Source organism: Pseudomonas sp. LBUM1661 (genome assembly GCF_059695925.1).
This window is the reverse complement of sequence record NZ_CP166794.1, coordinates 1478939-1503246: the sequence shown is the minus strand read 5'-3', so window position 1 is coordinate 1503246 and position 24308 is coordinate 1478939. Positions and strand designations below refer to the sequence as shown.

The window sequence follows — 24308 nt, the reverse complement described above, 5'->3', positions numbered from 1 at the left end:
GCAAGATGCGGGCCCGTCAATTGCTCTCAAGCGTTTTGCAGACAACCGGGTGGCCGACGTTTGACCCATTGAGTCAACTGCTCATGGGCGAACGCCAGTTGCAACACGGCCAGGTCAGCCTGGGCCGGGCCAATGATTTGCAGGCCCATGGGCAACCCGGCCGGGTTGAACCCCACCGGCACATTCATGCTCGGCAACCCGGCCAGGGTCGGGCCGATGACGACCTCCATCCAGCGATGATAAGTGTCCATGCTCCGCCCACCAACGACACGCGGCCACGGAGTTTGTGCATCAAAAGGGAACACTTGGGCGGTGGGCAACAGCAGAAAATCGTAACGTTCGAACAACGCGCTCAACGCCCGATACCAGTCGCTGCGACTGACCGAAGCCTGGTAAACATCCGCCGCCGTCAGCCGCAACCCGCCCTCGATTTCCCATTGCGCCTCGGGTTTGAGCAAGTCGCGTTTTTGCGGGTCGGCATACAACGCGCCGAGGCTGCCCTGCACCAGCCAGTGCCGGTGCACCAGCCAGGTCTGCCACAAGCGCTCCATGGAGAAATCCGGCTGACAGGCTTCGACCTTGCAACCCAGCGCGGTGAAATCTTTCAGTGCCGATTCGCACAGGCTCAACACGCCATCGTCCATGGGCAGATAGCCGTTGTAGTCACCCAGCCAGCCGATCCGCACGTCGCTGAAATCCTTCGCCAAGGGTTCGGCAAAGATCTGCGGGGGCTGCGTGAGCGACAACGGCACACGTGCGTCGTAACCGGCCTGCGTGCTCAGCAAGCGGGCAACATCGGTGACGCTGCGGCCCATCGGCCCTTCGGTGGCCAGTTGCTGGACGAACACGTCCGGCGCCGGGCCGTGGGGCACGCGGCCCTGTGACGGGCGAAAACCGAACACGTTATTGAACGCTGCCGGGTTGCGCAGCGAGCCCATCATATCGCTGCCGTCGGCCACCGGCAGCATGCGCAACGCCAGTGCCACCGCCGCCCCGCCGCTGCTGCCACCGGCGACCAGCGCCGGGTCGTAGGCGTTGGTGGTGGTGCCGAACACGCTGTTGTAGGTCTGCGAACCGAGGCCGAATTCCGGAACGTTGGTCTTGCCGATGATGATCGCCCCACAATCGCGAACCCGTGCAACGCTGATGGCGTCTTGCTGCGGGACTTGCTCGGCGAACAGCGGCGAGCCCATGGTCGTGCGCAGTCCAGCGGTGGCCGCCAGGTCCTTGATGGCTTGCGGCATGCCGTGCATCCAGCCGCGAGACTGGCCCTGATCCAGTTGTCGGTCGCAGGCATCGGCTTCGGCCAGCAACTCCTCGGCCGGGCGCAGCGACACCAGCGCGTTGGCCTGCGGATTGAAGCGCTCGATTTGCACCAGGTAGGCCTGCATCACTTCTCGGCAAGACACCTGCCGCGCATGAATGGCTCGGGACAACGCATCGGCGTCCAGTTCAACAATCGGGTTGATGCTCAAGGTTTCACCTCAAGATTAAGTGCAGTGGATTTCCTGGCCCGTGGTACTTCATGCATGCAGTAGGTGCCCAACAGCGTCAGCACGCAAGCGAACAGTACGTAGAAGGCCGGCGCCACGGGGGTGGCCAGCGCCTTGCTGAGCCAGGTGACGATCAGCGGCGCGAACCCGCCGAAGACCATGACCGCGACGTTGTAGGCCACCGACACCCCGGTGGAGCGCACTTCGATGGGGAACTGCTCGGCCAGCGCTGTCGGTGCCGGGCCGTAGAAGCCGCCAATCGCGCTGCATAACAAGAGCTGCATGATAAGCAGACGCTCCACCGATGGCGCCGCCGCGACCCAGACATACAGTGGATAAACCATCAGAAAAAACGCCAAGGTGAACGCCATCAACACCGGGCGTCGACCAAGCCGGTCCGACAGCGCACCGGATAACGGAATGACCACGGTCATCACGGCCACGGCGAGCATCTGCACCAACAGCACCTGATCCAGCGGCAAGCCGAGGTTCTTGTGGGCAAAGGTCGGCATGTTCACCAGCACCACGTAAAACGACACCGTCGCGCCACACGCCAAGCCCATCGACACCAAAATGCTGCGCCGATGTTCGCGGATCACCTGCAGCAAGGTCGGGCTCGCGCCTTTGGCCTGTCTGCGCGCCTCGAGAAATTCTTCCGGTTCCTCCATGTGCTTGCGAATCCACAAGCCCACCGGGCCGATCAGCAAACCGATCATGAACGGAATCCGCCAGCCCCAACTGTCCAGCGCCTCGGGAGACAGCAGATGGGTGAACAACGCCACCATCCCTGCCCCGGAAAACACCGCCAGGCATTGCCCGACCAATTGCCAGGAACCGTACAACCCCTTTTTGTCTGCCGGTGCGCTTTCCACCAGGAACGCCGTGGCACTGGCGTATTCACCGCCCGTGGCGAACCCCTGAAGCATTCGCGCAACCACGATCAACAGCGGCGCGCCCATGCCGATCGCGGCGTAATTCGGCGCGAAGGCGATCAGCGCGATGGACACCGTCATCAGGCGGATGATCATCTGCATGGCCGCTTTGCGTCCTTTGCGGTCGGAATACATGCCCAACAAAATGCCACCCACCGGGCGCATGAAAAACCCGACGCCAAAGGTCGCCAGGGCCATCAGCAAGGAGGCGTATTCGTCCTCGGACGGGAAAAACTGCCGGGCGATGATGCTCGCCAGAAAGCCATAAACGATGAAGTCATACCATTCCAGGGCATTGCCGATGACGGCCGCGACCACCTGCCGGGTGCGCGAAACGCCTGTGCTCGAAGTCTGCATGGGGAACTCTCCAAAAACCTGTTGGGTGATTGCGGGCGCAACGAAGCGCGCCCGATCCAGCGGCAGTAGAAAGTGCGATCGTCAGGCGGGCTTGAGCCAGCTCTCCGCCAGCGCGCCCCAATACGCCGCGCCGGTCAGCAGGATGTCGTCGTTGAAGTCGTAGCCGGGGTTGTGGACCATCGGCCGCGAGATGCCGTTGCCGATGAACAGGTAAGCGCCGGGGCAGCGTTGCAGCATCCAGGCGAAGTCTTCGCTGCCCATCAGTTTGGGCGTGTTGCCGTCCACGGCGTCAGCGCCGAGCAGCTCGACGCCGACCTGCCGGGCGAACTCGGTTTCGGCGGCGTGGTTGACCAACACCGGATAGGCCGGACGATGTTCGATGCGCGAGCTGCAACCGAAACTGCGGGCCTGGGATTCGATGATCGCGCGCACCCGTTCGAGGGTCAGCTCACGCACCTCTGCGTTCAGCGCGCGCAGGCTCAGGCGCAGGATCGCCTGCTGCGGAATGACGTTGGCCGCCTCCCCGGCCTGCAACGCACCGACCGTCACCACCGCCGCTTGCTGCGCATCGATGTTGCGCGCGACCACGGTTTGCAGGGCCATGACCACGCTGGCCGCCGCCACCAGCGGATCGACCGACAGATGCGGCATCGAGCCGTGCCCGCCGACGCCTTCAATGGTGACGGTGAGCAAATCCTGGGAAGCCATCATCGGCCCTTCGCGAAAGCCCAAGTGACCGGCCGGCAAACCCGGCATGTTGTGCATGCCGAAAAGCGCGTCGCAGGGAAAGCGTTCCAGCAGGCCATCGGCGAGCATCGCTTCGGCGCCGCCCTGGCCTTCTTCGGCGGGCTGGAAAATCAGGGTCAGGGTGCCGTCGAACTGACGGGTCGCCGCCAGGTAACGCGCCGCGCCCAACAGCATTGTGGTGTGGCCGTCATGACCGCAGGCGTGCATGCAGCCCTGATGGCGGCTGCTGTACGGCGTGCCGGTATTTTCGATGATCGGCAAGGCGTCCATGTCGGCCCGCAGCCCCAACTTGCGTGAACTGCTGCCGTTGCGCAGGACGCCGACCACACCGGTCTTACCGATGCCGGTGTGTACCTCATAACCCCATTCTTCCAGGGATTTGGCCACCAGTGCCGAGGTGCGATTTTCCTCGAAGCCGAGTTCCGGGTGGGCGTGGATGTCCTGGCGGGTGGCGTGCAGGTCGCTGGCCACGTCGCTGAGCCAGGCAAGGATGTGCTGATGTCGGGTCATGAAGATTTGTCCTCGTGCCGGGTGTATTCCCGTTCTTTTTGTTCGCTGCGATTTCGCGACACATCAAGGCAGGTCGCGCTCACCGCCAGATAACCGCGAGTCGCGCGCGAGGACAATCGAATGTGGTTCCACTGCGTGGAACCTGAGGCGCCCGTCGGGTGGGGTTGATCACAAATCTTGCTCAAACCAAATTCCCTGTGGGAGCGGGCTTGCCCGCGAATGCAATGGCAGCCGCACCGCTTGCATTGAGGCTGCCGACGCTTTCGCGGGCAAGCCCGCTCCCACAGGGTTTTGCGTCAGGGATTCAGTCGGCAGCCTTGGCGATCATTGATCCATACCGCACTGTTGCTGCGCCCCATCCCGCTGACGGTCACGCGCTTGCTGGCACTGTCATCGGTAAAACCGCTGAAGGCCAGCCACTGCTTCACATAACTGTGGCAATACGCGGCGTCGTTGTTCATCACGTACCGGCACGAACAATATTCCTTGGCGGTGTACGCGCTGATGATGTCCGGGAACGCCCACAGCGCCACGCGCTCGTGCCAGATCCAGCCGAGCAAGGCGATCAGCAGGACCAACAACAGCGTGCTGAACGGTCGGCGGCGAACAACGCTGCGACGGTTCATGGCTGCACCTTCGCGGCAAAGGCCTTGAGTGCGAGTTTGAGTAATTGGTTGTGCCGGTAACTGCCGTCCCGGTCATCGCCGTAGCGCACGATCACCAGGTGTTCACTGGGAATCACGTACATCGCCTGACCCCAATGGCCCAGCGCAGCGAAGGTATCGGCGGGAGCATCGGGCCAGGGTTTTGCCGCGCCCTCCACCATTCGATTGAGCCACCAATGACCGCCGGGGACAGCATCGTCCGCATTGGCGTGATAGTGGGCGAACGGCTCGCGGTTGAACGCGACCCAGTCTTTGGGCAGCAGTTGCCGATCGCCCCACCGACCGTCGCGGGCCATCAACAGGCCGACTCGCGCCAGGTCCCTGGCGGTGAGGTAGGCGTAGGACGACGCGACAAAGGTGCCCGTCGCGTCGGTTTCCCAGACAGCGTGGCGAATCCCTAACGGCTCGAACAGCGCCGTCCAGGGATAGTCCGGATAACGTGCCGGGCCGACGATGGTTTTCAGCGCGGCGGAGAGCACATTGCTGTCGCCGCTGGAGTAGCGGAATGCCTGACCGGGTTGGGCGTATTCGTCGTGGCCAGCGGTGTATGCGGCCATGTCCTGATGACCCCGGGTGTAGAGCATGGCGACTACAGACGACTTCAACGGCGCGTATTCATAGTCTTCCTGCCAGTCCAGGCCCGAGGCCCAGTGCAGCAGATCGGCCATGCTCAGGGCGGGGTGTTTTGCCAGTGCTGGATAGAATTTCAGCACCGGGTCCTGGAGTTTGAACAGACCTTCGCCGTAAGCCACCCCGAGGACCGCCGCCATCAGGCTTTTACTGATCGACCAGGTCAGGTGCGGGGTGTCGACGCGGGTCGGGCCGGCGTAGCGTTCGTAGATCAGTTGCCCGTCATGGATCACCAGCAAGGCGTCGGTGCGGATGCCTTGGCGGGTCGTTTCGTCGCGGGGTGGAAAGGCGTAGTTTTCCAGGGCTTGCAGCGCCGGGCCGGTGACGGTCGGGCCGGTCGACCATTGCTCGGCCGGCCAGTTTTCGGCGTGGGCTGGGAGGCTGAGCAGCAGCATGAAAATCAGGGACAAGCCTTTGGACATGGTGGGGGCTCGGAGGGATGAACGTGCTGAGCCTAGTTGAGGTTGATGACAGTTTTGAAAGTTGTGTTGTTGTTGAGGCCGCCTTCGCGGGCAAGCCCGCTCCCACATTTGATCGCATTCTTTCTGCAAGAACTCGGTTGAATGTGGGAGCGGGCTTGCTCGCCAAGAGGCCCGTCAGATCGCCGCCAACGCCTTGACCAACCGCTTGCCCCGCGCCCCCGCCGCCAATTCCATCACCGCCTGATCGCGCCCCCACATCGCCGCCCATTGCGGCGGACCATCGGCCAAGGCTTCATTGAGGTCAGCCTTGAGCCCATCGAACTGCGCAAACAAGCCACCGAGCAACACATGCCCGGCCGGGTTGTTCGGGGCTTGCCGGCTGACTTCCGCGCACCCGGCCAGCAGCGCCAGCAAACGCAGCTGCAAAGTTTGCGGCCAGTCACTGTCCTGGCCGACGCCATACAGCCAGGCCGTCATGGCGCTCAGCACATAAATATCTTCAAGGGTGCGGAACGGTTTGACGTACGCCTCCCAGCCGTCCCCCGCGAGCAATTCGCACTGCGCGTTATCCAGAAACAACCGGCCATGGCTGATGTCCGGCATCAGCGCAATGGCCGGGAGTTTTTCCACGCGCACGCCCGGTTCGCCGGGATAGACCACCGCCAGGCTCAGGCGCGGATCGGCGTCGGGGGCTTCACTGCGGGCCGCGATCAACAGCCAGTCGGCGGCATCGCCGGCCGTGACGAAATCCTTGCGCCCGCTCACCCGCAAATCGCTGAGGCGCGTCTGCATGTCCGCCACCCGCAGGCTGCGCTGTTCGGTGGCGCATAACGCGCCGAGGCTCAGCGGCGCACTCGGCCACAGCATGCGCAACGCCGCCTGATACCCCACCAGAAACGCCAGCCCCGGCGTTGCCATCAAGCGTGCGCCAACCACCGCCAGCTCGAACGGCGTGACAGTCCCCAACTGATGCAACAAGGTCGCGAAACCTTCCGCCAGGTCCGGGTTGGCAGGCAGGCGTTCGCGGCGATTCAACAGGGTTTGCCAGGGCATAAAGAGGCTCCTTGTGGGCTGTCATATAAGCATCACCAAAGCTTCATGGCGGTGACACCGGGGCTACATAGCCTGACTTTGCACAACACGGCTGCATAAAGAAAGTCGATCGGCTATAGCCCAAGACGGGTGAACAACCCGCACGGAGATTCCCAATGACTCAGATCGCCCGCATCAGCGACACCGGCAACGAACGCCGCCTGCAAGCCGAACGCCTGGTGGGCGCCGAGGCCTTGCAGGAAGCCCAGGCCCTGCGCTTCAACGTGTTCAGCGGCGAATTCAACGCCAAACTCAAAGGTGCTGAACTGGGTCTGGACATGGATGATTATGATGTTCACTGCGCCCACATCGGCGTGCGCGACTTGAACACCGGACGCCTGGTGGCGACTACCCGTTTGCTCGACCACACGGCCGCCAGCAGCCTGGGCAAGTTCTACAGCGAAGAAGAATTCAGCCTGCACGGCCTGGTTCATTTGAAGGGCCCGATCCTCGAAATCGGTCGTACCTGCGTCGACCCGGCCTACCGCAACGGCGGCACTATTGCCGTGCTCTGGGGTGAACTGGCCGAAGTGCTGAACCAGGGCGGCTACAGCTATTTGATGGGGTGCGCGAGCATCCCGATGCAGGACGGCGGCATTCAGGCCCACGCGATCATGCAGCGCCTGCGCGAACGCTACCTGTGCACCGAACACTTGCGGGCCGAGCCGAAAAAACCGCTGCCGGTCCTGGACATCCCGTCCAACGTCATCGCCGAAATGCCGCCGCTGCTCAAGGCCTACATGCGCCTGGGCGCGAAGATCTGCGGCGAGCCATGCTGGGACGAAGACTTCCAGGTCGCCGACGTGTTCATTCTGCTCAAGCGTGACGAGCTCTGCCCGCGTTACGCCAAACACTTCAAGGCGGCCGTATGATGAGCCGGTTGCGGGTGTACGCGCGGATTGCGCGAGTGCTGGTGGTGGTCACGCTGGGGTTGACCATGGCCAGTGTGTTCGGCCTGTTCGAACGCTTGGGGATCGCTCATTCGATGGTCCGCCGCCAGCGCTGGTCGCGGTTCTTCATGGCGCGGTTGAGCAACGCCCTGCCCTTTAAAGTCAAGGTGCACGGCGAGTTGCCGAAGGCGCCGATGCTCTGGGTCAGTAATCATGTGTCGTGGACCGACATCCCGCTGCTGGGCATGCTCACGCCCTTGTCGTTTCTGTCCAAGGCCGAAGTGCGCACCTGGCCCGTCGCCGGTTGGCTCGCGGCCAAGGCCGGCAGCCTGTTTATCCGTCGTGGCTCGGGCGACAGTCAGTTGATCCGCAAGCAGATGACCCGCCATCTGCAGCAAGAACATCCGCTGCTGATGTTCCCGGAAGGCACCACCACCGATGGCCGTTCGCTGCGCACCTTCCATGGTCGCTTGCTGTCAGCGGCGATTGATTCCGAAGTGAAGTTGCAGCCAGTGGCGATTCGTTATCTGCGCGACGGTGAGCTCGATTCGCTGGCACCGTTTATTGGCGATGACGATTTGCTCTCGCACCTGATGCGGTTGTTCGCCAATGATCGCGGGGACGTGGAGATTCATCTGCTCAAGCCGATCGCCTGCGAAGGTCGCGAGCGTGCGGCGCTGGCGTTCGAGGCACAGCAGGCGGTGCAAAGGGCGTTGTTTGGGGCGATTCCGGAAACCCAGCAAGCGCCGATGCGCCCCGCCATCGCAGCGTAAACACACATCCCTGTGGGAGCGGGCTTGCCCGCGATAGCGGCTTAACATTCAACAATGATGCTGAATGACATACCGCAATCGCGGGCAAGCCCGCTCCCACATTGGTTTATGTCGTTGGGTAGTTTTGGGCGAAATCCTGAAGCTGCGGGTAGAACACCCGAAAGTCCTCGCTCAACGGCTCATACAACACCCGCAATTCCTGCATCGCGGCAGCCAGTTCTTCGGGCCGTGTGAGCCTGCGTGAAATGCCCCCCAGCACCTGCTCTAGCACCGCGAATTCCCGGTAAGAACCCAACCAGTCATTGGCCACCATGTGCGGCGCGATCCTTGCCAGGCGTTCTGGCAATTGCGCCTCTGTGGACAGCACCCGGTACACGTCCGAGGTGAACTGCTCCAGCGGCTGATCCGAGTAAAGCGTCCAGTCCCGCGCCAGGCAGTGATCGAAAAACACGTCGAGCACGATCCCGGCGTAACGTCGGCGTGTCATGGAAAACCGTGACAACGCGACATCCACCAACGGATGACGGTCGGTAAACACGTCAATGCTGCGGTGCAGCTGGATAGCGGCTTCGACCTCCGGATCGAACTGCCCTTGCAGCCGCCCTTTGACGAAATCGCCGTACAGACTGCCGAGCAATTGACCGGGGCGCTGGCCACCGAGGTGAAGATGTGCGAGATAGTTCATGGGCGCAGCTTAGCACTGCGGCCTGATATCTTTACAACCTACGTATCGTTATAACCCGATATACCGATTTACGCGGTCGTCAGACCAAAATCATATTGGTATATCGCGAAGTACCGATTTAAAGTTCGCCTCATCGCGATATAACGTTTTACTCATCACGAGCCCAAACCCATGACCATCGACCTCGACGAAATAATAAAAGCCCTGGCACACCCAGTACGCCGAGACATCCTCACCTGGCTGAAAGACCCCAAGTCGCAGTTCCCGGAACAGATTCACAACCACGAGTACGGCATTTGCGCCGGACAGATCGACCAACGCTGCGGCCTGTCGCAGTCGACCGTGTCCGCCCATTTGGCGAACTTGCAACGTGCGGGACTGATCAGCAGCCAGAAAGCCGGTCAATGGCACTTTTTCAAACGCAACGAGGACGTGATCCAGGCGTTCCTCGACGCCATCGTCAAGGAGCTCAGCGCTCCGACAAGGACTTAAACAATGCCCCTCTCGCTACTCATCCTGGCCTTGAGCGCCTTCGCCATCGGCACCACGGAATTCGTCATCATGGGCTTGCTGCCTGATGTGGCGGCCGACCTCGGTGTGTCGATCCCCGGCGCCGGCTGGCTGGTGACCGGTTACGCCCTGGGCGTGGCCATCGGTGCGCCGTTCATGGCACTGGCCACCGCCAAACTGCCGCGCAAGGCCGCCTTGGTAGCGTTGATGGGCATTTTCATCGTCGGCAACCTGCTCTGCGCAGTGGCCAGTGACTACAACGTGCTGATGTTTGCCCGTGTGGTCACGGCCCTGTGCCACGGCGCGTTCTTCGGCATCGGTTCGGTGGTCGCGGCAGGCCTGGTGCCGGCCAACAAGCGCGCTTCGGCCGTGGCCCTGATGTTCACCGGTCTGACCCTGGCCAACGTCCTCGGCGTTCCGCTGGGCACTGCACTCGGTCAGCAAGCCGGGTGGCGCTCGACCTTCTGGGCAGTGACCGTGATCGGTGTGATTGCGCTGATCGGCCTGATCCGTTTCCTGCCGGCCAAGCGCGATGAAGAAAAACTCGACATGCGCGCCGAACTGCGCGCCCTCAAAGGCGCCGGTATCTGGCTGTCGCTGAGCATGACCGCGCTGTTCGCCGCATCGGTCTTCACCCTGTTCACCTATGTTGCGCCGCTGCTCGGCGAAGTCACCGGCGTCTCACCACGCGGTGTGACCTGGACCCTGATGCTCATCGGCCTGGGCCTGACCGTTGGCAACATCATCGGCGGCAAGCTGGCGGACAAAGGCATGGCGGCAACGCTGATCGGCGTGTTCATCACCATGGCGGTGGTCTCCACGGTGCTGACCTGGACCAGCGTCGCCCTGATCCCGACCGAAATCACCCTGTTCCTCTGGGCCACGGCGTGCTTTGCCGCCGTACCCGCCCTGCAAGTGAACGTGGTGACCTACGGCAAGGCCGCACCGAACCTGGTGTCGACCCTGAACATCGGCGCGTTCAACGTCGGCAACGCACTCGGTGCCTGGGTCGGCGGCAGCGTGATCGCCCACGGCTTCGGCCTGACCAGCGTGCCACTCGCCGCAGCCGTACTGGCGGTACTTGCCCTGCTGGTGACCCTGATTACTTTCCGCCAGAGCGGTAATCCCGAACTGGCCCCTGCTACCCACTAACCTCACGAGGGTTGTACTTCATGACGACTATTTTCGATCCGATCAAACTGGGCGACCTCGAGTTGGCCAACCGCATCATCATGGCGCCGCTGACCCGCTGCCGCGCCGACGAAGGCCGTGTGCCGAACGCGCTGATGGCCGAATACTACGTACAACGCGCCTCGGCCGGCCTGATCCTCAGCGAAGCCACGTCGGTTACGCCGATGGGCGTCGGTTACCCGGACACCCCGGGCATCTGGTCCAACGACCAAGTGCGTGGCTGGAGCAACGTGACCAAAGCGATCCACGGCGCGGGCGGCAAGATTTTCCTGCAACTGTGGCACGTCGGCCGGGTTTCCCATGAGTCGTACCTGAACGGCGAAGCGCCGGTCGCACCGAGCGCCATCCAGCCAAAAGGTCACGTCAGCCTGGTTCGCCCACTGTCCGACTACCCGACCCCGCGCGCCCTGGAAACCGCTGAAATCGCCGACATCGTCGACGCTTATCGCGTGGGTGCCGAGAACGCCAAGGCGGCCGGTTTCGACGGTGTGGAAATCCACGGTGCCAACGGTTACCTGCTCGACCAGTTCCTGCAAAGCAGCACCAACCAGCGCACCGACCACTACGGTGGCTCCCTGGAAAACCGTGCACGCCTGTTGCTGGAAGTGACCGACGCCGCGATCGAAATCTGGGGCGCTGGCCGCGTCGGTGTGCACTTGTCACCGCGTGCCGATTCCCATGACATGGGCGACGACAACCTCGGCGAAACCTTCACCTACGTCGCTCGCGAACTGGGCAAACGTGGCATCGCGTTCATCTGCTCCCGCGAGAAAGAAGGCGCCGACAGCCTCGGCCCGCAACTCAAAGAAGCCTTCGGCGGTCCGTACATCATCAACGAACGCTTCACCAAGGACAGCGCCAACGCCTGGCTGGCCAGCGGCAAGGCCGACGCGGTCGCCTTCGGCGTGCCGTTCATTGCCAACCCGGATTTGCCGGCACGTTTGAAAGCCGATGCGCCGTTGAATGAGGCGCGTCCGGAACTGTTCTACGCCAAAGGCCCGGTTGGCTACATCGACTACCCGACGTTGTAATCGTCAGCTACTGAAACGCAAAAGCCCCGGCTCGAGAGAGTTGGGGCTTTTTTGTGGGTGCGGATTGGCGTTCGAGGGCATCAGCTTTTTCCTGCGTTGGAATGGGAACGTTCTCATGCAGGAAAGGGATCGGGCTGATTTTCATTGTGTGTTTAATCCCCACAATGCTCGAGGTAGCGCCAATGTAGCTACACATCAACGATGAGGTGATTTCCATGGATGCATTGAAAACCAAAGTCCTGCATTGCCGCGTTCCTTCGGATAAAACGGCCCGCGCCATGAGGCAAGCCCGAGAAATTCGCCATCGGTTCGACTCGATAGACGACATGCTGAGGGACGCTGATGGCGAAACCGGAGAGAAAGCAAAAGCGCGCTGAGCTGCCTAAGCAGTGCGCACAAACGTCGGAATTCAAGAAATCGTGGGAACGTTACAAGCGCGCCGGACGCCGTGACATGAATGAAGTTCGTCAGGTAATGGTCACTCTTTTTGGGAGAGCCGCTGTCGGCCGAGTACCTGGATCATGCGCTGACGGGGGATTGGACTGGGTTTCGAGAGTGTCATATTGGCGGCGACTTTTTGCTGATTTATGAGCAGACGCGTCTCGATCTGATCACATTTGTTGATCTCGGCAGTCATTCCGAACTGTTCAAGTAGCGACTCTAAGCACAAGCTCCGTCTGGTTCGTAATGCCGTGCACTTAGTGGGCTAAGCAGGGGCTTGATTGGGGGCATATCCGTTTCTGCGGTCACGACTGCTATTGGTTCCGCCCTTACGGCGGGTCACTTGGAAAAGCGCCAAGTAACCAAGCGCTCTTGCCCCTTTCGTTCGGTGCCTCGCCTAGGCTCGGCGTGCCCTCGAGGTGGCGGTGCATCAAGATCGAAAGCACGGCGGCCTGCAGGCCGGCCTGATTGGGGGTATGAGCTCCCGTGTAGGAGCGAGCTTGCTCGCGAAGAACGTCAATGATGGCGCGTTTTAACAGGAAAAACGCGGTGTCTATAAGTCCATCGCGAGCAAGTCGCTCACAGAATCGACACAAAATTCGTACAAAATACGTAGTTCACTACCTATCAACCTGCCCAGCGTCCGTATATAAAAGCATCCCATTACGACAAGGCGGACCAAGGACAGGTCTCCACTCGCCTCAAACCATGAAGCAAGCGGACCCAACTGCGTATTTTGTTTCATTTGCGCAGGCTGGGGCTCAAGCGCAGCATGTCCAGCCCTGTATCGACCCAACGCTCGGCTTCGGTGTGCAGCTCAAAACTGTCAGGAGCCAGCAGCCACTGATACAGGATGCCATCGATGTACGCATGGATGCTGATGGCCGCGCGGGCGGTGTCGAGATTTTCCGGCAATTGCCCGCGATTCACCGCATTGCGTAACGCCAGTTCGATATGCACATTGCAATCCCGGTTCGCGGTACGGCGCTGCTGACGCAGGTCGCACATTTCATCGGTGAATTCGCACTTATGAAACAGAATCTCATTGATGCGTCGGGTTTTCGGGTCCAGGGCAACTTGATGAAACAAATGAATCAGCAACTTGCGCATGCAGCCCAGCGGGTCGAGTTCGTCTTCGCTCTCGCTGGCTCTGGCCATTTCATCCAGCGGCTCATGCAAGGTATCGAGCATGGCCTGGACCAGATCCGCCTTGTTGCTGAAATGCCAGTAAATGGCCCCGCGCGTGACGCCGGCCAGGGTCGCGATATCCGCCAGCGTCGTGCGCGCCACGCCCCGCTCGTAAAAGGCTTTTTCCGCGGCTTCGAGTATCTGGCTGCGGGTTTCTTGGGCTTCCTCTTTGGTGCGACGGACCATGGCAGTACAACCTCAATCAGGATGCTTCAGCGATGCCTGAACATCCGCTGAATAAAAGTGGAGCGAACGCTCTTGGGCGTCGTCACCGGCATACAATTCCAACCTTTGAACGGCTTTTGTAACGGAGTGGGTACGCAGCCAAGGTGTTTACAAACAACCATGAACGTAAGTATATTGCTTAGCAAGCTACTTATCCACTCAGCGCACATTTTTTTACCCTTCCACATTTCGAGTGCGTCATTTGCGCGCCTGACCCGAGGATTTTCATGCAATTCAAGCCAGCTGTTACCGCTCTGGTCACCGCCGTCGCCCTGGCATCGCTGCTCAGCGGATGTAAAAAGGAAGAAGCGGCGCCTGCCGCACCGCCCCCTCAGGTCGGCGTCGTCACCCTGCAACCTCAAGCCTTTACCCTGACCTCCGAACTTCCGGGCCGCACCAGTGCGTACCGCATCGCCGAAGTTCGCCCACAGGTCAACGGCATCATCCTCAAGCGTCTGTTCAAGGAAGGCGGCGACGTCAAGGCCGGTCAGCAGCTGTATCAGATCGATCCAGCCGTTTATGAAGCCACCCTGAAAAGCGCCGAAGCCAACCTGCAACAGACCAAGTCGATCTCGGATCGCTACAAGCAACTGGTCAATGAACAGGCCGTGAGCCGTCAGGAATACGACACGGCGCTGGCTAACCGCTTGCAATCGGAAGCCGCCCTGCAAACCGCCCAGATCAACGTGCGCTACACCAAGGTCTACGCACCGCTCTCCGGCCGCATCGGCCGTTCGAACGTGACCGAAGGTGCGCTGGTGACCAGCGGCCAGGTCGACGCGATGGCAGTGATCCAGCAACTCGACCCGATCTACGTCGACGTCACCCAGTCTTCGGTGGAACTGCTGCAGTTGCGTCGCGAACTGGAAAGCGGCCGTCTGCAAAAATCCGGCGAAAACGCGGCAGCGGTCAAGCTGACCCTGGAAGACGGCAGCCAGTACAAGCAGGAAGGCAAGCTCGAGTTCTCCGAAGTCTCGGTTGACCAGACCACCGGTTCCGTCACCCTGCGCGCCGTGTTCCCCAACCCTGACCACACGCTGCTACCGGGCATGTTCGTTCACGCCCAATTGCAAGCCGGCGTGAACGCTGCAGCGATCCTGGCCCCGCAACAAGGCGTGACCCGAGACCTCAAAGGCATGCCGACCGCACTGGTCGTCGGTCCGGACAACAAGGTCGAACTGCGTCAGCTCAAGGCCAGCCGCACCGTCGGCAGCCAGTGGCTGATCGAAGACGGCCTGAAGGCTGGCGATCGCCTGATCACCGAAGGGCTGCAATTCGTCAAACCTGGCGTCGAAGTCAACGCCAGTGAAGCGACTAACGTTGGCGCAAAGAACCCGGCCCCCGCACAGGCAGCTGACAAGGCTTCCAGCGGCAAAGGGGAGTAAACCATGTCTAGATTTTTTATCGACCGTCCGATTTTCGCCTGGGTAATTGCCCTCGTGATCATGCTGGTCGGGGCACTATCGATTCTCAAACTGCCGATCAACCAATACCCAAGCATTGCGCCGCCGGCCATTGCGATCCAGGTGACTTACCCAGGCGCGTCCGCACAAACCGTGCAGGACACCGTGGTGCAAGTGATCGAGCAACAGCTCAACGGTATCGACAACCTGCGTTATGTCTCCTCGGAAAGTAACTCCGACGGCAGCATGACCATTACCGCGACCTTCGAGCAGGGCACCAACTCCGATACCGCACAGGTTCAGGTCCAGAACAAACTGAACCTGGCCACCCCGCTGCTGCCGCAAGAAGTGCAGCAACAGGGCATCCGCGTGACCAAGGCAGTGAAAAACTTCCTGCTGGTGATCGGCGTGGTGTCGCGTGACGGCAGCATGACCAAGGACGACCTGTCCAACTACATCGTGTCGAACATGCAGGACCCGATCTCGCGGACCGCCGGTGTCGGTGACTTCCAGGTCTTCGGTTCGCAGTACGCCATGCGCGTCTGGCTCGACCCGGCCAAGCTGAATAATTTCAGCCTGACCCCGGTGGATGTAAAGGCCGCCATCGCGGCACAAAACATCCAGGTCTCTTCCGGCCAACTGGGCGGTTTGCCAGCGGCACCCGGCCAGCAATTGAACGCCACGATCATCGGCAAGACCCGCTTGCAGACCGCCGAGCAGTTCAACAAGATCCTGCTCAAGGTCAACAAGGATGGCTCGCAAGTGCGCCTGTCCGACGTCGCCGACGTTGGCCTGGGTGGCGAGAACTACAGCATCAACGCCCAGTTCAACGGCGCACCGGCCTCCGGTCTGGCGGTAAAACTGGCCAACGGTGCCAACGCCCTCGACACCGCCAAAGCCCTGCGCAAGACCATCGACACGCTCAAGCCGTTCTTCCCGCAAGGGATGGAAGTGGTGTTCCCGTACGACACCACCCCGGTGGTGACCGAGTCGATCAAGGGCGTGGTTGAAACCCTGGTCGAAGCGATCGTGCTGGTGTTCCTGGTGATGTTCCTGTTCCTGCAAAACTTCCGCGCCACCGTCATCACCACGATGACCGTGCCGGTGGTATTGCTCGGTACGTTCGGGATCCTCGCGGCCTTCGGTTTCAGCATCAACACCCTGACCATGTTCGGTATGGTGTTGGCCATCGGCTTGCTGGTGGACGATGCCATCGTCGTGGTGGAAAACGTCGAACGGGTGATGAGTGAAGAAGGCTTGTCACCCAAGGAGGCCACCAAGAAATCCATGGGGCAGATCCAGGGTGCGCTGGTCGGTATTGCCCTGGTGCTCTCGGCGGTACTGTTGCCGATGGCGTTCTTCAGCGGCTCTACCGGTGTGATCTACAAGCAGTTCTCGATCACCATCGTCTCGGCCATGGCCTTGTCGGTACTGGTTGCACTGATCTTCACCCCGGCACTCTGCGCCACCATGCTCAAGGCAATTCCGAAAGGCGAGCACGGCACGCCGAAACGCGGCTTCTTCGGCTGGTTCAACCGCAGCTTCGACCGTGGCGTCAAAAGCTATGAGCGTGGCGTGGGCAACATGCTCACCAACAAGGCGCCGTACCTGCTGGCCTACGTGATCATCCTGGTCGGTATGGTCTGGCTGTTCACCCGCATCCCAACGGCGTTCCTGCCGGAAGAGGACCAAGGCGTACTGTTTGCCCAAGTGCAGACCCCGGCCGGTTCCAGTGCCCAGCGGACGCAGGTGGTGATCGACCAGATGCGTTCCTACTTGCTGGATAAAGAGTCCAGCGCGGTGGCTTCGGTGTTCACCGTTAACGGCTTCAACTTCGCCGGTCGCGGCCAAAGCTCCGGTCTGGCGTTCATCATGCTCAAGCCGTGGGACCAGCGCGATGCGGAAAACAGCGTGTTCAAACTCGCCGCCCGCGCCCAGCAACACTTCTTCAGCTTCCGCGACGCCATGGTGTTTGCCTTCGCGCCACCGGCGGTACTGGAATTGGGTAACGCCACCGGTTTCGACGTGTTCCTGCAAGACCGTGCCGGTATCGGTCACGACAAGTTGATGGAGGCGCGAAACCAGTTCCTCGGCATGGCCGCACAGAGCAAAGTGCTCTATCAGGTGCGTCCGAACGGCCTGAACGATGAACCGCAATACCAGCTGGAAATCGATGACGAGAAGGCCAGTGCCCTGGGCATTACCCTCACCGACATCAACAGCACCTTGTCGATTGCCCTGGGCAGTAGCTACGTCAACGACTTCATCGACCGCGGTCGGGTGAAGAAGGTTTACGTGCAAGGCCAACCCGGCTCGCGCATGAGCCCGGAAGACATCAAGAAATGGTATGTGCGCAACAGCGCCGGCACCATGGTGCCCTTCTCGGCCTTCGCCAAGGGTGAGTGGATCTACGGTGCGCCGAAGCTGTCGCGTTACAACGGCGTAGAAGCGATGGAAATCCTCGGTGCCCCGGCGCCCGGCTATTCCACCGGTGAAGCCATGGCCGAAGTCGAAGCCCTGGCCAAGAAACTGCCGGCCGGTGTCGGTATTTCCTGGACCGGTCTGTCCTACGAGGAACGTCTGTCCGGTTCGCAAGCGCCAGCGTTGTATGCGTTGTCGCTGCTGATGGTGTTCCTGTGTCTGGCGGCGTTGTACGAAAGCTGGTCGATCCCGATTGCGGTGATGTTGGTGGTGCCGTTGGGGATTATCGGTGCGCTGATGGCGACCAGCCTGAGGGGCCTGTCCAACGACGTGTATTTCCAGGTGGGCCTGTTGACGACCATCGGCCTGGCGGCGAAAAACGCCATTCTGATTGTCGAATTTGCAAAGGAACTGCATGAACAAGGGCGTAGCCTGCGCGACGCCGCGATCGAAGCCTGCCGGATGCGTTTGCGACCGATCATCATGACCTCGCTCGCCTTCGTCCTCGGTGTGGTACCACTGGCCATTTCCACGGGTGCAGGTTCGGGTAGCCAACATGCGATCGGTACCGGGGTGATTGGCGGTATGCTCACGGCCACGGTCCTGGCGATCTTCTGGGTCCCGCTGTTCTTCGTCACCGTGTCGTCCATCGGTCAGCGCAAAATCGTCGACCCGGATGATGCAACTGAAACTCCTAAAGAGGCTGGCCAATGAGCAAGTCGCTACTCTCCCTAGTTGTCGCCGCATTCGTGCTCGGTGGCTGCTCGCTGATTCCCGATTATCAGCAGCCTGAAGCACCGGTGGCAGGTCAATACCCGCAAGGCCCGGCGTACTCGCCGGCCCAGGCGCCGAATCAGGCCGCTGCGGAGCAAGGCTGGAAGCAGTTTTTCCATGACCCGGCGCTGCAACAGCTGATCCAGGTCGCGCTGGAAAACAACCGTGACCTGCGTGTCGCGGCGCTGAACATCGACGCGTTCGCGGCTCAGTACCGCGTCCAGCGTGCCGATCTGTTCCCGGCTGTTTCCGCCAATGGCACCGGCAGCCGTCAACGCGTCCCGGCACGGGCCTCGCAGACCGGTGAAGCGGGGATCACCAGTTCCTACTCGGCCACCGTCGGCATCAGCGCTTATGAACTCGACCTGTTCGGTCGGGTTCGTAGCCTCAGTGAAGAAGCGCTGCAGAAGTACTTCGCCACTGAAGAAGGTCGTCGCAGTACCCAGATCAGCCTGGTGGCCAGCGTGGCCAATGCCTATCTGACCTGGCAGGCCGACAAGGAACTGCTGAAACTGACCCAGGACACCCTCGGTGCGTTCGAGGAGAGCTACAAGCTCACCGCACGCAGCAACGAAGTGGGTGTCGCCTCGGCGCTGGACCTCGCCCAGTCGCGCACCTCGGTGGAAAACGCCCGTGCGCAACTGGCGAAGTACACCCGTCAAGTGGCCCAGGATGAAAACAGCCTGGTGCTGCTGCTCGGCACCGGTGTCCCGGCCAATCTGCAAGCGGCCAAGCCGCTGGCTGACGACCTGCTGAGCGACGTACCGCCGGGCCTGCCGTCGGACTTGCTGCAACGTCGTCCGGACATCCTTCAGGCGGAATACAACCTGAAGGCTGCCAACGCCAACATCGGTGCGGCGCGGGCGGCATTCTTCCCGAGCATCAGCCTGACGGCCAACGCCGGCTCCTTGAGCCCGGACCTGTCCGGCCTGTTCAAGGGCGGTTCGGGCACTTGGTTGTTCCAGCCGCAGATCAACCTGCCGATCTTCAACGCCGGCAGCCTGCGCGCCAGCCTGGATTACTCGAAAATCCAGAAAGACATCGGCGTGGCGAACTACGAGAAGTCCATTCAAACGGCCTTCCAGGAAGTCGCCGACGGCCTGGCCGCCCGCCAGACCTACACCGAGCAATTGAAGGCGCAGCGTGACTTCGTCACCGCCAACCAGGACTACTACCGCCTGGCCGAGCGTCGTTACCGCATCGGTGTCGACAGCAACCTGACCTTCCTCGATGCCCAGCGTCAGCTGTTCAGTGCTCAACAGGTGCTGATCACTGATCGTTTGGCGCAGCTGGTCAGCCAGGTGAATTTGTACAAGGCACTGGGCGGTGGCTGGAACGAACAGACGGCGAAGGTTGAACCGTTGAAAGAAGATGCGCCGAAGATGAAGATGTTCTGATAGCGCGTTGAAACATAAAAAGCCCACCTCTTGGTGGGCTTTTTATTGACTGCGGGGAAAGAAGTATTGGTCATACAGGCCTCATCGCAGGCAAGCCAGCTCCCACACTGTCCGTGTCGAACACACATTTTTCGCCCCCCGCAAAACCTGTGGGAGCGGGCTTGCCCGCGATGAGGCCCGCACAAACACCACAAAACTCAGGCCAATCTTACGTTCGATAATCGCCCAAAACCCGCTTTCACCGATTGAACCATCCAGTCCATTCCCCGCACCATTCGTCGCACAAGACCAATAACAACAGGTTCGACACCATGCCCCCGCGCCCTGCCCTGTCTGGCTGATCCCGTTCGTTTTGTCCTGATTTCAGATTGTCGGTCTGCTACCCCAAAGGTCGCGGCATCGCCCCGTTTCATCCCCAAGAATTAGAGAGACCCGAGCTCATGACGCCTTCCACCGCGCAGTATTTCGTTCCCGGCCTGATCGCCGTCGCCCTGGCCAGCGCAGCCTTGCCCGCCCAGGCCGAGGAGTCAGGCTTCGTCGACGGCGCCAAGGTCAACCTGAACCTGCGCAATTTCTACATCAACCGCAACTTCACCAACCCGACCAAGGCTCAGGGCAAGGCTGAAGAGTGGACACAAAGTTTTATCCTCGACGCCAAGTCCGGGTTTACCCAAGGCACCGTCGGGTTCGGCATGGATGTGCTGGGGCTGTACTCGGTGAAGCTCGATGGCGGTAAAGGCACCGGCGGGACTCAGTTGCTGCCGCTGGACAGCGACGGTCGCCCGGCGGACAACTTCGGTCGCACCAACGTGGCGTTCAAGGCCAAGTTGTCGCAGACCGAAGTGAAGGTCGGCGAGTGGATGCCGGTGCTGCCGATCCTGCGTTCGGACGACGGTCGTTCGTTGCCGCAAACCTTTCGTGGTGGGCAGATTACGTCGAAGGAAATCAACGGTCTGACGCTTTATGGCGGACAGTTCCGGCAAAACAGCCCGCGTGACGACAGCAGCATGAGCGACCTGTCGATGACCGGCAAAGCGGCGTTCACCTCCGACCGTTTCAACTTTCAGGGCGGCGAATACGTGTTCAATGACAAGCGCACCCAGATCGGCTTGTGGAACGCCGAACTCAAGGACATCTACAGCCAGCAATACGTGAATCTGGTGCACAGTCAGCCGCTGGGTGACTGGACGCTTGGCGCCAACCTCGGTTTCTTTTATGGCAAGGATGACGGCAGTGCCCGGGCCGGTGAGCTGGACAACAAGACCTGGTCGGGCCTGTTCTCGGCCAAGGTCGGCGGCAATACCTTCTATGTCGGCCTGCAAAAACTCACTGGCGACAGCGCGTGGATGCGGGTCAACGGCACCAGCGGCGGGACCTTGGCCAACGACAGCTACAACTCAAGCTATGACAATGCCAAGGAAAAATCCTGGCAGGTGCGCCACGACTACAACTTCGTCGCCCTCGGCGTGCCCGGCCTGACCCTGATGAACCGCTATATCAGCGGCGACAACGTGCACACCGGCACCATCACCGATGGCAAGGAATGGGGTCGCGAAAGTGAACTGGGCTATACCGTGCAGAGCGGCGCGCTGAAGGACCTGAACCTGAAATGGCGCAACTCGACCATTCGCCGGGATTACAGCAATAACGAGTTTGACGAGAATCGTTTGATCGTCAGCTATCCGATCAGTTTGTTGTAAGGCTTGAGGACGCCTTCGCGGGCAAGCCTCGCTCCTACAAGGGATCTTTGGTGAGCGCAAACTCTGTGTTCACACCGGGCCAATGTGGGAGCTAGCCTGCTAGCGATGGCGTCCTGTCAGCCAATATCAACATGGCTGAACCACCGCTATCGCTAGCAGGCTAGCTCCCACAAGGGATCTTGGTGAGCGCAAGTTCTGTGTTCACTCCGGAACAAAGTGGGGGCTAGCCTGCTAGCGATGGCGTCAGTTCAGGCACCACAGTCCCGCGATTCAACCCCCAACTCATCCCACACCGACTCGGCCAGATGGAACGTCGCATTGGCCGCCGGAATGCCGCAGTAAATTGCGCTCTGCATGATCACTTCCTTGATCTCGCCACGGGTCACGCCGTTGTTGGCGGCGGCGCGCAGGTGCAGTTTGAGCTCTTCGTTGCGGTTCATGCCGATCAGCATGGCGATGGTGATCAGGCTGCGGGTATGCCGCGCCAGGCCCGGGCGGGTCCAGATGTCGCCCCAGGCGTGGCGGGTGATCATTTCCTGAAACTCCGAGTTGAACTCGGTCAAAGCGTTCAGGCTGCGATCGACGTGGGCGTCGCCCAGTACCGCGCGACGGACTTGCAGGCCCTCGTCGTAACGTTGTTTCTCGTCCACGACAATCCCCTTAATCAGCTGACAGAAACGCCAGAACCCGTTCGCTGAATGCAGCGCCGGCCTGGACGTTGGACAAGTGCGCGGCGTAGAACTCGGCGTACTCGGCGCCCTGCACGTGCTCCTGAATGAAGTGCCCGCCGGACGGCGGCGTGACCGCATCTTCGGTGCCGGCGATGACCAACAGCGGTACCGTGATCGACGACAGTTGATCGCGGAAATCGGCATCGCGCACAGCGGCGCAATTGGCCGCGTAACCTTCGGGCGAGGTAGCAGCGAGCATGTCGGTAATCTTCTTCGCCGCTGCCGGATTGGCTTCGGCAAAGTCAGGGGTAAACCAGCGCGCAATCGACGCATCACGCAGGGCGACCATGGCCGCCGAACCGTCACGCAGCACCGTTTCAATGCGCGGGTTCCACACCGACGGGTCGCCGATTTTCGCTGCGGTGTTGCACACCACCAGCTTGTTCAAACGATGACCGGCGTTGATCCCCAGCCATTGGCCGATCAGCCCGCCCATGGACAAGCCGCAGAAATGCGCCCGTTCGATGTGCAACGCATCCAGCAGCGCCAGCACGTCGTGACCCAGTAACTCGATGCTGTACGGCCCCGTCGTCACCAGCGACTTGCCGTGACCACGGGTGTCGAAACGCAGCACCCGAAAGTGCTTGGTGAACGCAGCAATTTGCGCGTCCCACATGTGCAGGTCGGTGCCCAGCGAGTTGGACAGCACCAGCACTGGCGCCTCCGCGGGCCCATCAAGTTGGTAATGCAGTTCGCCCTCGGCGAGTTGTACGAAAGACACAGCAATCTCCTTCAGGCAGTCAATGCAAAATGTTCGGCCACCGCTCGCTCGACCCAGGTATGGGCCTGTCCGAGATAATGGGCGGGGTCCAGCAGACGATCCAGTTCAGCAGGCGAAAGCTCGGCGGTCACTTGCGGCTCATCGCCGAGGACGGCGCGCAGATGACGGTGTTCGGCCACGGCACGTTTGCAGCATTGCTCCAACAGATGATGCGCCGTGTCGCGCCCCACTCGCTGGGCGAGGACGATGCTTACCGCTTCGGCCAGCACCAGGCCTTGAGTCAGGTCGAGGTTACGGGCCATGCGATCGGCATCCACTTCCAGTCCATCCGCCAACAACAGCGCTTGCTTCAAGCTGCCCGAGACCAGGCAGCAAATCTCCGGCAGGGTTTCCCATTCGGCATGCCACAAGCCCAGGCTGCGCTCGTGTTCTTGAGGCATGGCGCTGAACAGCGTCGAGAGCAAACCCGGCACCCGCGTCGCCGCCCCGATCAACACCGCCGCGCCCACCGGGTTGCGTTTGTGCGGCATGGTCGAGGAACCGCCCTTGCCCGGTGCCGACGGCTCGAAGACTTCCGCCGCTTCGGTCTGCATCAACAGGCTGATGTCACGACCGAGTTTGCCCAGGCTGCCGGCGATCAAACCCAACACCGCGCCGAACTCCACCAGGCGATCACGCTGGGTGTGCCAGGGTTGTTCCGGCAACGTCAGTTGCAGTTCTTCGGCCAACGCCTGTGCAATCGGCATGGCCTGTTCGCCAAGGGCCGCGAGGGTTCCGGAAGCGCCGCCGAATTGCAGCACCAGCAGGCGCGGTTTGAGTTCCAGCAGACGCTGGCGACTGCGCGTCACCGCGCCCAGCCAACCGGCGATTTTCATGCCGAGGGTGACCGGCGTCGCGTGCTGCAGCCAGGTGCGCCCGGCCAGTGGCGTAGCGACGTAACGCCAGGCCTGGGTCGCGAGGGTTTCCGCCAGTTGCGCCAGATCCGCTTCGATCAATTCCAGCGCGCGGCGCAGTTGCAACACCAGGCCGCTGTCCATCACGTCCTGACTGGTCGCGCCCAGATGCACATAGCGCTCGGCTTCGGCATCAAGGGTGGCGATCTGTTTGCCCAACGCCTTGACCAACGGGATCGCCGAATTGCCCGCCGTGGCAATCGCCTCACCGAGGGCCGCGAAATCGTAATGCTCTGCGCGACAGGCCGCTTCGATAGACGCGACGGCCGTCTGCGGAATCAACCCGACCCGCGCCTCGGCCCGGGCCAGTGCCGCTTCAAAATCGAGCATGGCTTGCACACGCCCCTGATCGCAAAACACGTCACGCATATCGCGGGCAGTGAAATAGGCATCGAACAATTGATTGCCCGGTCGCTCGTTCATAAA

General features: G+C 61.2%; 21 protein-coding genes and 1 pseudogene. 11 read left to right on the top strand and 11 right to left on the bottom strand.

Annotated elements, in window-relative coordinates:
- Positions 1–26 precede the first annotated feature (26 nt).
- From ACA057_RS06745 to ACA057_RS06720, 6 genes are all read right to left on the bottom strand, one after another.
- On the bottom strand, positions 27–1475 hold the full coding sequence (locus ACA057_RS06745; RefSeq protein ID WP_497346917.1) for an amidase: 1449 nt from the start codon (positions 1473–1475) through the stop codon (positions 27–29).
- A complete protein-coding gene (locus ACA057_RS06740; protein ID WP_497346915.1) occupies positions 1472–2782 on the bottom strand; it encodes a citrate-proton symporter in 1311 nt (436 codons plus the stop codon). The genes ACA057_RS06745 and ACA057_RS06740 overlap by 4 nt, the downstream gene beginning before the upstream one ends.
- An 81-nt stretch (positions 2783–2863) precedes the next feature.
- Positions 2864–4039, bottom strand: coding sequence for a M20 aminoacylase family protein (locus ACA057_RS06735; protein ID WP_497346913.1), 1176 nt, complete (start codon positions 4037–4039; stop codon positions 2864–2866).
- A gap of 296 nt (positions 4040–4335) precedes the next feature.
- Positions 4336–4665, bottom strand: coding sequence for an amidase (locus ACA057_RS06730; protein ID WP_497346911.1), 330 nt, complete (start codon positions 4663–4665; stop codon positions 4336–4338).
- Positions 4662–5756 (bottom strand): serine hydrolase domain-containing protein, encoded by a 1095-nt coding sequence (locus ACA057_RS06725; protein ID WP_497346910.1) that lies wholly within the window; start codon positions 5754–5756, stop codon positions 4662–4664. The genes ACA057_RS06730 and ACA057_RS06725 overlap by 4 nt, the downstream gene beginning before the upstream one ends.
- A 174-nt stretch (positions 5757–5930) precedes the next feature.
- Complete coding sequence (locus tag ACA057_RS06720) at positions 5931–6809, bottom strand: acyl-CoA dehydrogenase middle domain-containing protein (protein ID WP_497346908.1); 879 nt, start codon at positions 6807–6809, stop codon at positions 5931–5933.
- Positions 6810–6964: 155 nt separating this feature from the next.
- On the opposite strand from ACA057_RS06720, the gene olsB reads away from it, so the two are divergent.
- Both olsB and ACA057_RS06710 read left to right on the top strand, forming a co-directional pair.
- Positions 6965–7720, top strand: a complete 756-nt coding sequence (olsB, locus tag ACA057_RS06715) for an L-ornithine N(alpha)-acyltransferase (protein WP_208671639.1) — start codon at positions 6965–6967, stop codon at positions 7718–7720.
- Entirely contained in the window at positions 7720–8511 is a 792-nt protein-coding gene (locus ACA057_RS06710) for a lysophospholipid acyltransferase family protein (RefSeq protein ID WP_497349830.1), read from the top strand. The genes olsB and ACA057_RS06710 overlap by 1 nt, the downstream gene beginning before the upstream one ends.
- Positions 8512–8617: 106 nt before the next feature.
- Here ACA057_RS06710 and ACA057_RS06705 read toward each other — a convergent pair whose 3' ends face one another.
- Entirely contained in the window at positions 8618–9196 is a 579-nt protein-coding gene (locus tag ACA057_RS06705) for an acyl carrier protein phosphodiesterase (protein WP_497346906.1), read from the bottom strand.
- 171 nt (positions 9197–9367) lie between these two features.
- On the opposite strand from ACA057_RS06705, the gene ACA057_RS06700 reads away from it, so the two are divergent.
- From ACA057_RS06700 to ACA057_RS06680, 5 genes and pseudogenes are all read left to right on the top strand, one after another.
- Positions 9368–9688 (top strand): ArsR/SmtB family transcription factor, encoded by a 321-nt coding sequence (locus ACA057_RS06700; RefSeq protein WP_497346904.1) that lies wholly within the window; start codon positions 9368–9370, stop codon positions 9686–9688.
- Positions 9689–9691: 3 nt separating this feature from the next.
- On the top strand, positions 9692–10858 hold the full coding sequence (locus tag ACA057_RS06695) for an MFS transporter (protein ID WP_497346902.1): 1167 nt from the start codon (positions 9692–9694) through the stop codon (positions 10856–10858).
- Between the two features lie 20 nt (positions 10859–10878).
- A complete protein-coding gene (locus tag ACA057_RS06690; RefSeq protein WP_497346900.1) occupies positions 10879–11928 on the top strand; it encodes an alkene reductase in 1050 nt (349 codons plus the stop codon).
- A gap of 215 nt (positions 11929–12143) precedes the next feature.
- On the top strand, positions 12144–12305 hold the full coding sequence (locus ACA057_RS06685; RefSeq protein WP_497346898.1) for a hypothetical protein: 162 nt from the start codon (positions 12144–12146) through the stop codon (positions 12303–12305).
- Between the two features lie 76 nt (positions 12306–12381).
- A pseudogene (locus tag ACA057_RS06680) lies at positions 12382–12583 on the top strand (type II toxin-antitoxin system YafQ family toxin).
- Positions 12584–13110: 527 nt separating this feature from the next.
- On the opposite strand, the gene emhR reads toward ACA057_RS06680, so the two are convergent.
- On the bottom strand, positions 13111–13743 hold the full coding sequence (emhR, locus tag ACA057_RS06675; protein ID WP_497346896.1) for an efflux system transcriptional repressor EmhR: 633 nt from the start codon (positions 13741–13743) through the stop codon (positions 13111–13113).
- A gap of 266 nt (positions 13744–14009) precedes the next feature.
- Here emhR and emhA point away from each other — a divergent pair, with 266 nt between their 5' ends.
- From emhA to ACA057_RS06655, 4 genes are all read left to right on the top strand, one after another.
- Positions 14010–15167, top strand: a complete 1158-nt coding sequence (emhA, locus tag ACA057_RS06670) for an efflux RND transporter periplasmic adaptor subunit EmhA (protein WP_497346894.1) — start codon at positions 14010–14012, stop codon at positions 15165–15167.
- A gap of 3 nt (positions 15168–15170) precedes the next feature.
- The gene (gene emhB / locus ACA057_RS06665) at positions 15171–18320 is read left to right on the top strand and encodes an efflux RND transporter permease subunit EmhB (RefSeq protein WP_497346892.1); all 3150 of its coding nucleotides are present in this window, start codon (positions 15171–15173) and stop codon (positions 18318–18320) included.
- On the top strand, positions 18317–19777 hold the full coding sequence (emhC, locus tag ACA057_RS06660) for an efflux RND transporter outer membrane subunit EmhC (protein ID WP_497346890.1): 1461 nt from the start codon (positions 18317–18319) through the stop codon (positions 19775–19777). Before emhB ends, emhC begins: the two co-directional genes overlap by 4 nt.
- Before the next feature lie 440 nt (positions 19778–20217).
- Entirely contained in the window at positions 20218–21477 is a 1260-nt protein-coding gene (locus tag ACA057_RS06655; RefSeq protein WP_497346888.1) for an OprD family porin, read from the top strand.
- A 248-nt stretch (positions 21478–21725) separates the two neighbouring features.
- Here ACA057_RS06655 and pcaC read toward each other — a convergent pair whose 3' ends face one another.
- The 3 genes from pcaC to ACA057_RS06640 are packed head-to-tail and all read right to left on the bottom strand — an operon-like array spanning position 21726 to position 24305.
- Positions 21726–22127 (bottom strand): 4-carboxymuconolactone decarboxylase, encoded by a 402-nt coding sequence (gene pcaC, locus ACA057_RS06650; protein ID WP_497346886.1) that lies wholly within the window; start codon positions 22125–22127, stop codon positions 21726–21728.
- A 10-nt stretch (positions 22128–22137) separates the two neighbouring features.
- Positions 22138–22929 carry a 3-oxoadipate enol-lactonase gene (pcaD, locus tag ACA057_RS06645; RefSeq protein ID WP_497346884.1) on the bottom strand — a complete coding sequence of 264 codons (792 nt, stop codon included), beginning with the start codon at positions 22927–22929 and terminating at the stop codon, positions 22138–22140.
- Positions 22930–22940: 11 nt separating this feature from the next.
- Positions 22941–24305, bottom strand: a complete 1365-nt coding sequence (locus ACA057_RS06640) for a 3-carboxy-cis,cis-muconate cycloisomerase (protein WP_497346882.1) — start codon at positions 24303–24305, stop codon at positions 22941–22943.
- Positions 24306–24308: the final 3 nt, after the last annotated feature.

Excerpts from the sequence above, each read along its gene's own strand:
- ACA057_RS06705 (WP_497346906.1), bottom strand. The coding sequence starts at position 9,196 with ATGAACTATCTCGCACATCTTCACCTCGGTGGCCAGCGCCCCGGTCAA.
- ACA057_RS06655 (WP_497346888.1), top strand. The coding sequence starts at position 20,218 with ATGACGCCTTCCACCGCGCAGTATTTCGTTCCCGGCCTGATCGCCGTC.
- ACA057_RS06685 (WP_497346898.1), top strand. The coding sequence starts at position 12,144 with ATGGATGCATTGAAAACCAAAGTCCTGCATTGCCGCGTTCCTTCGGAT.
- emhR (WP_497346896.1), bottom strand. The coding sequence starts at position 13,743 with ATGGTCCGTCGCACCAAAGAGGAAGCCCAAGAAACCCGCAGCCAGATA.
- emhA (WP_497346894.1), top strand. The coding sequence starts at position 14,010 with ATGCAATTCAAGCCAGCTGTTACCGCTCTGGTCACCGCCGTCGCCCTG.
- ACA057_RS06720 (WP_497346908.1), bottom strand. The coding sequence starts at position 6,809 with ATGCCCTGGCAAACCCTGTTGAATCGCCGCGAACGCCTGCCTGCCAAC.
- emhC (WP_497346890.1), top strand. The coding sequence starts at position 18,317 with ATGAGCAAGTCGCTACTCTCCCTAGTTGTCGCCGCATTCGTGCTCGGT.
- ACA057_RS06700 (WP_497346904.1), top strand. The coding sequence starts at position 9,368 with ATGACCATCGACCTCGACGAAATAATAAAAGCCCTGGCACACCCAGTA.
- ACA057_RS06690 (WP_497346900.1), top strand. The coding sequence starts at position 10,879 with ATGACGACTATTTTCGATCCGATCAAACTGGGCGACCTCGAGTTGGCC.
- ACA057_RS06730 (WP_497346911.1), bottom strand. The coding sequence starts at position 4,665 with ATGAACCGTCGCAGCGTTGTTCGCCGCCGACCGTTCAGCACGCTGTTG.
- ACA057_RS06695 (WP_497346902.1), top strand. The coding sequence starts at position 9,692 with ATGCCCCTCTCGCTACTCATCCTGGCCTTGAGCGCCTTCGCCATCGGC.
- ACA057_RS06710 (WP_497349830.1), top strand. The coding sequence starts at position 7,720 with ATGAGCCGGTTGCGGGTGTACGCGCGGATTGCGCGAGTGCTGGTGGTG.
- ACA057_RS06735 (WP_497346913.1), bottom strand. The coding sequence starts at position 4,039 with ATGACCCGACATCAGCACATCCTTGCCTGGCTCAGCGACGTGGCCAGC.
- ACA057_RS06740 (WP_497346915.1), bottom strand. The coding sequence starts at position 2,782 with ATGCAGACTTCGAGCACAGGCGTTTCGCGCACCCGGCAGGTGGTCGCG.
- olsB (WP_208671639.1), top strand. The coding sequence starts at position 6,965 with ATGACTCAGATCGCCCGCATCAGCGACACCGGCAACGAACGCCGCCTG.
- ACA057_RS06640 (WP_497346882.1), bottom strand. The coding sequence starts at position 24,305 with ATGAACGAGCGACCGGGCAATCAATTGTTCGATGCCTATTTCACTGCC.
- ACA057_RS06725 (WP_497346910.1), bottom strand. The coding sequence starts at position 5,756 with ATGTCCAAAGGCTTGTCCCTGATTTTCATGCTGCTGCTCAGCCTCCCA.
- emhB (WP_497346892.1), top strand. The coding sequence starts at position 15,171 with ATGTCTAGATTTTTTATCGACCGTCCGATTTTCGCCTGGGTAATTGCC.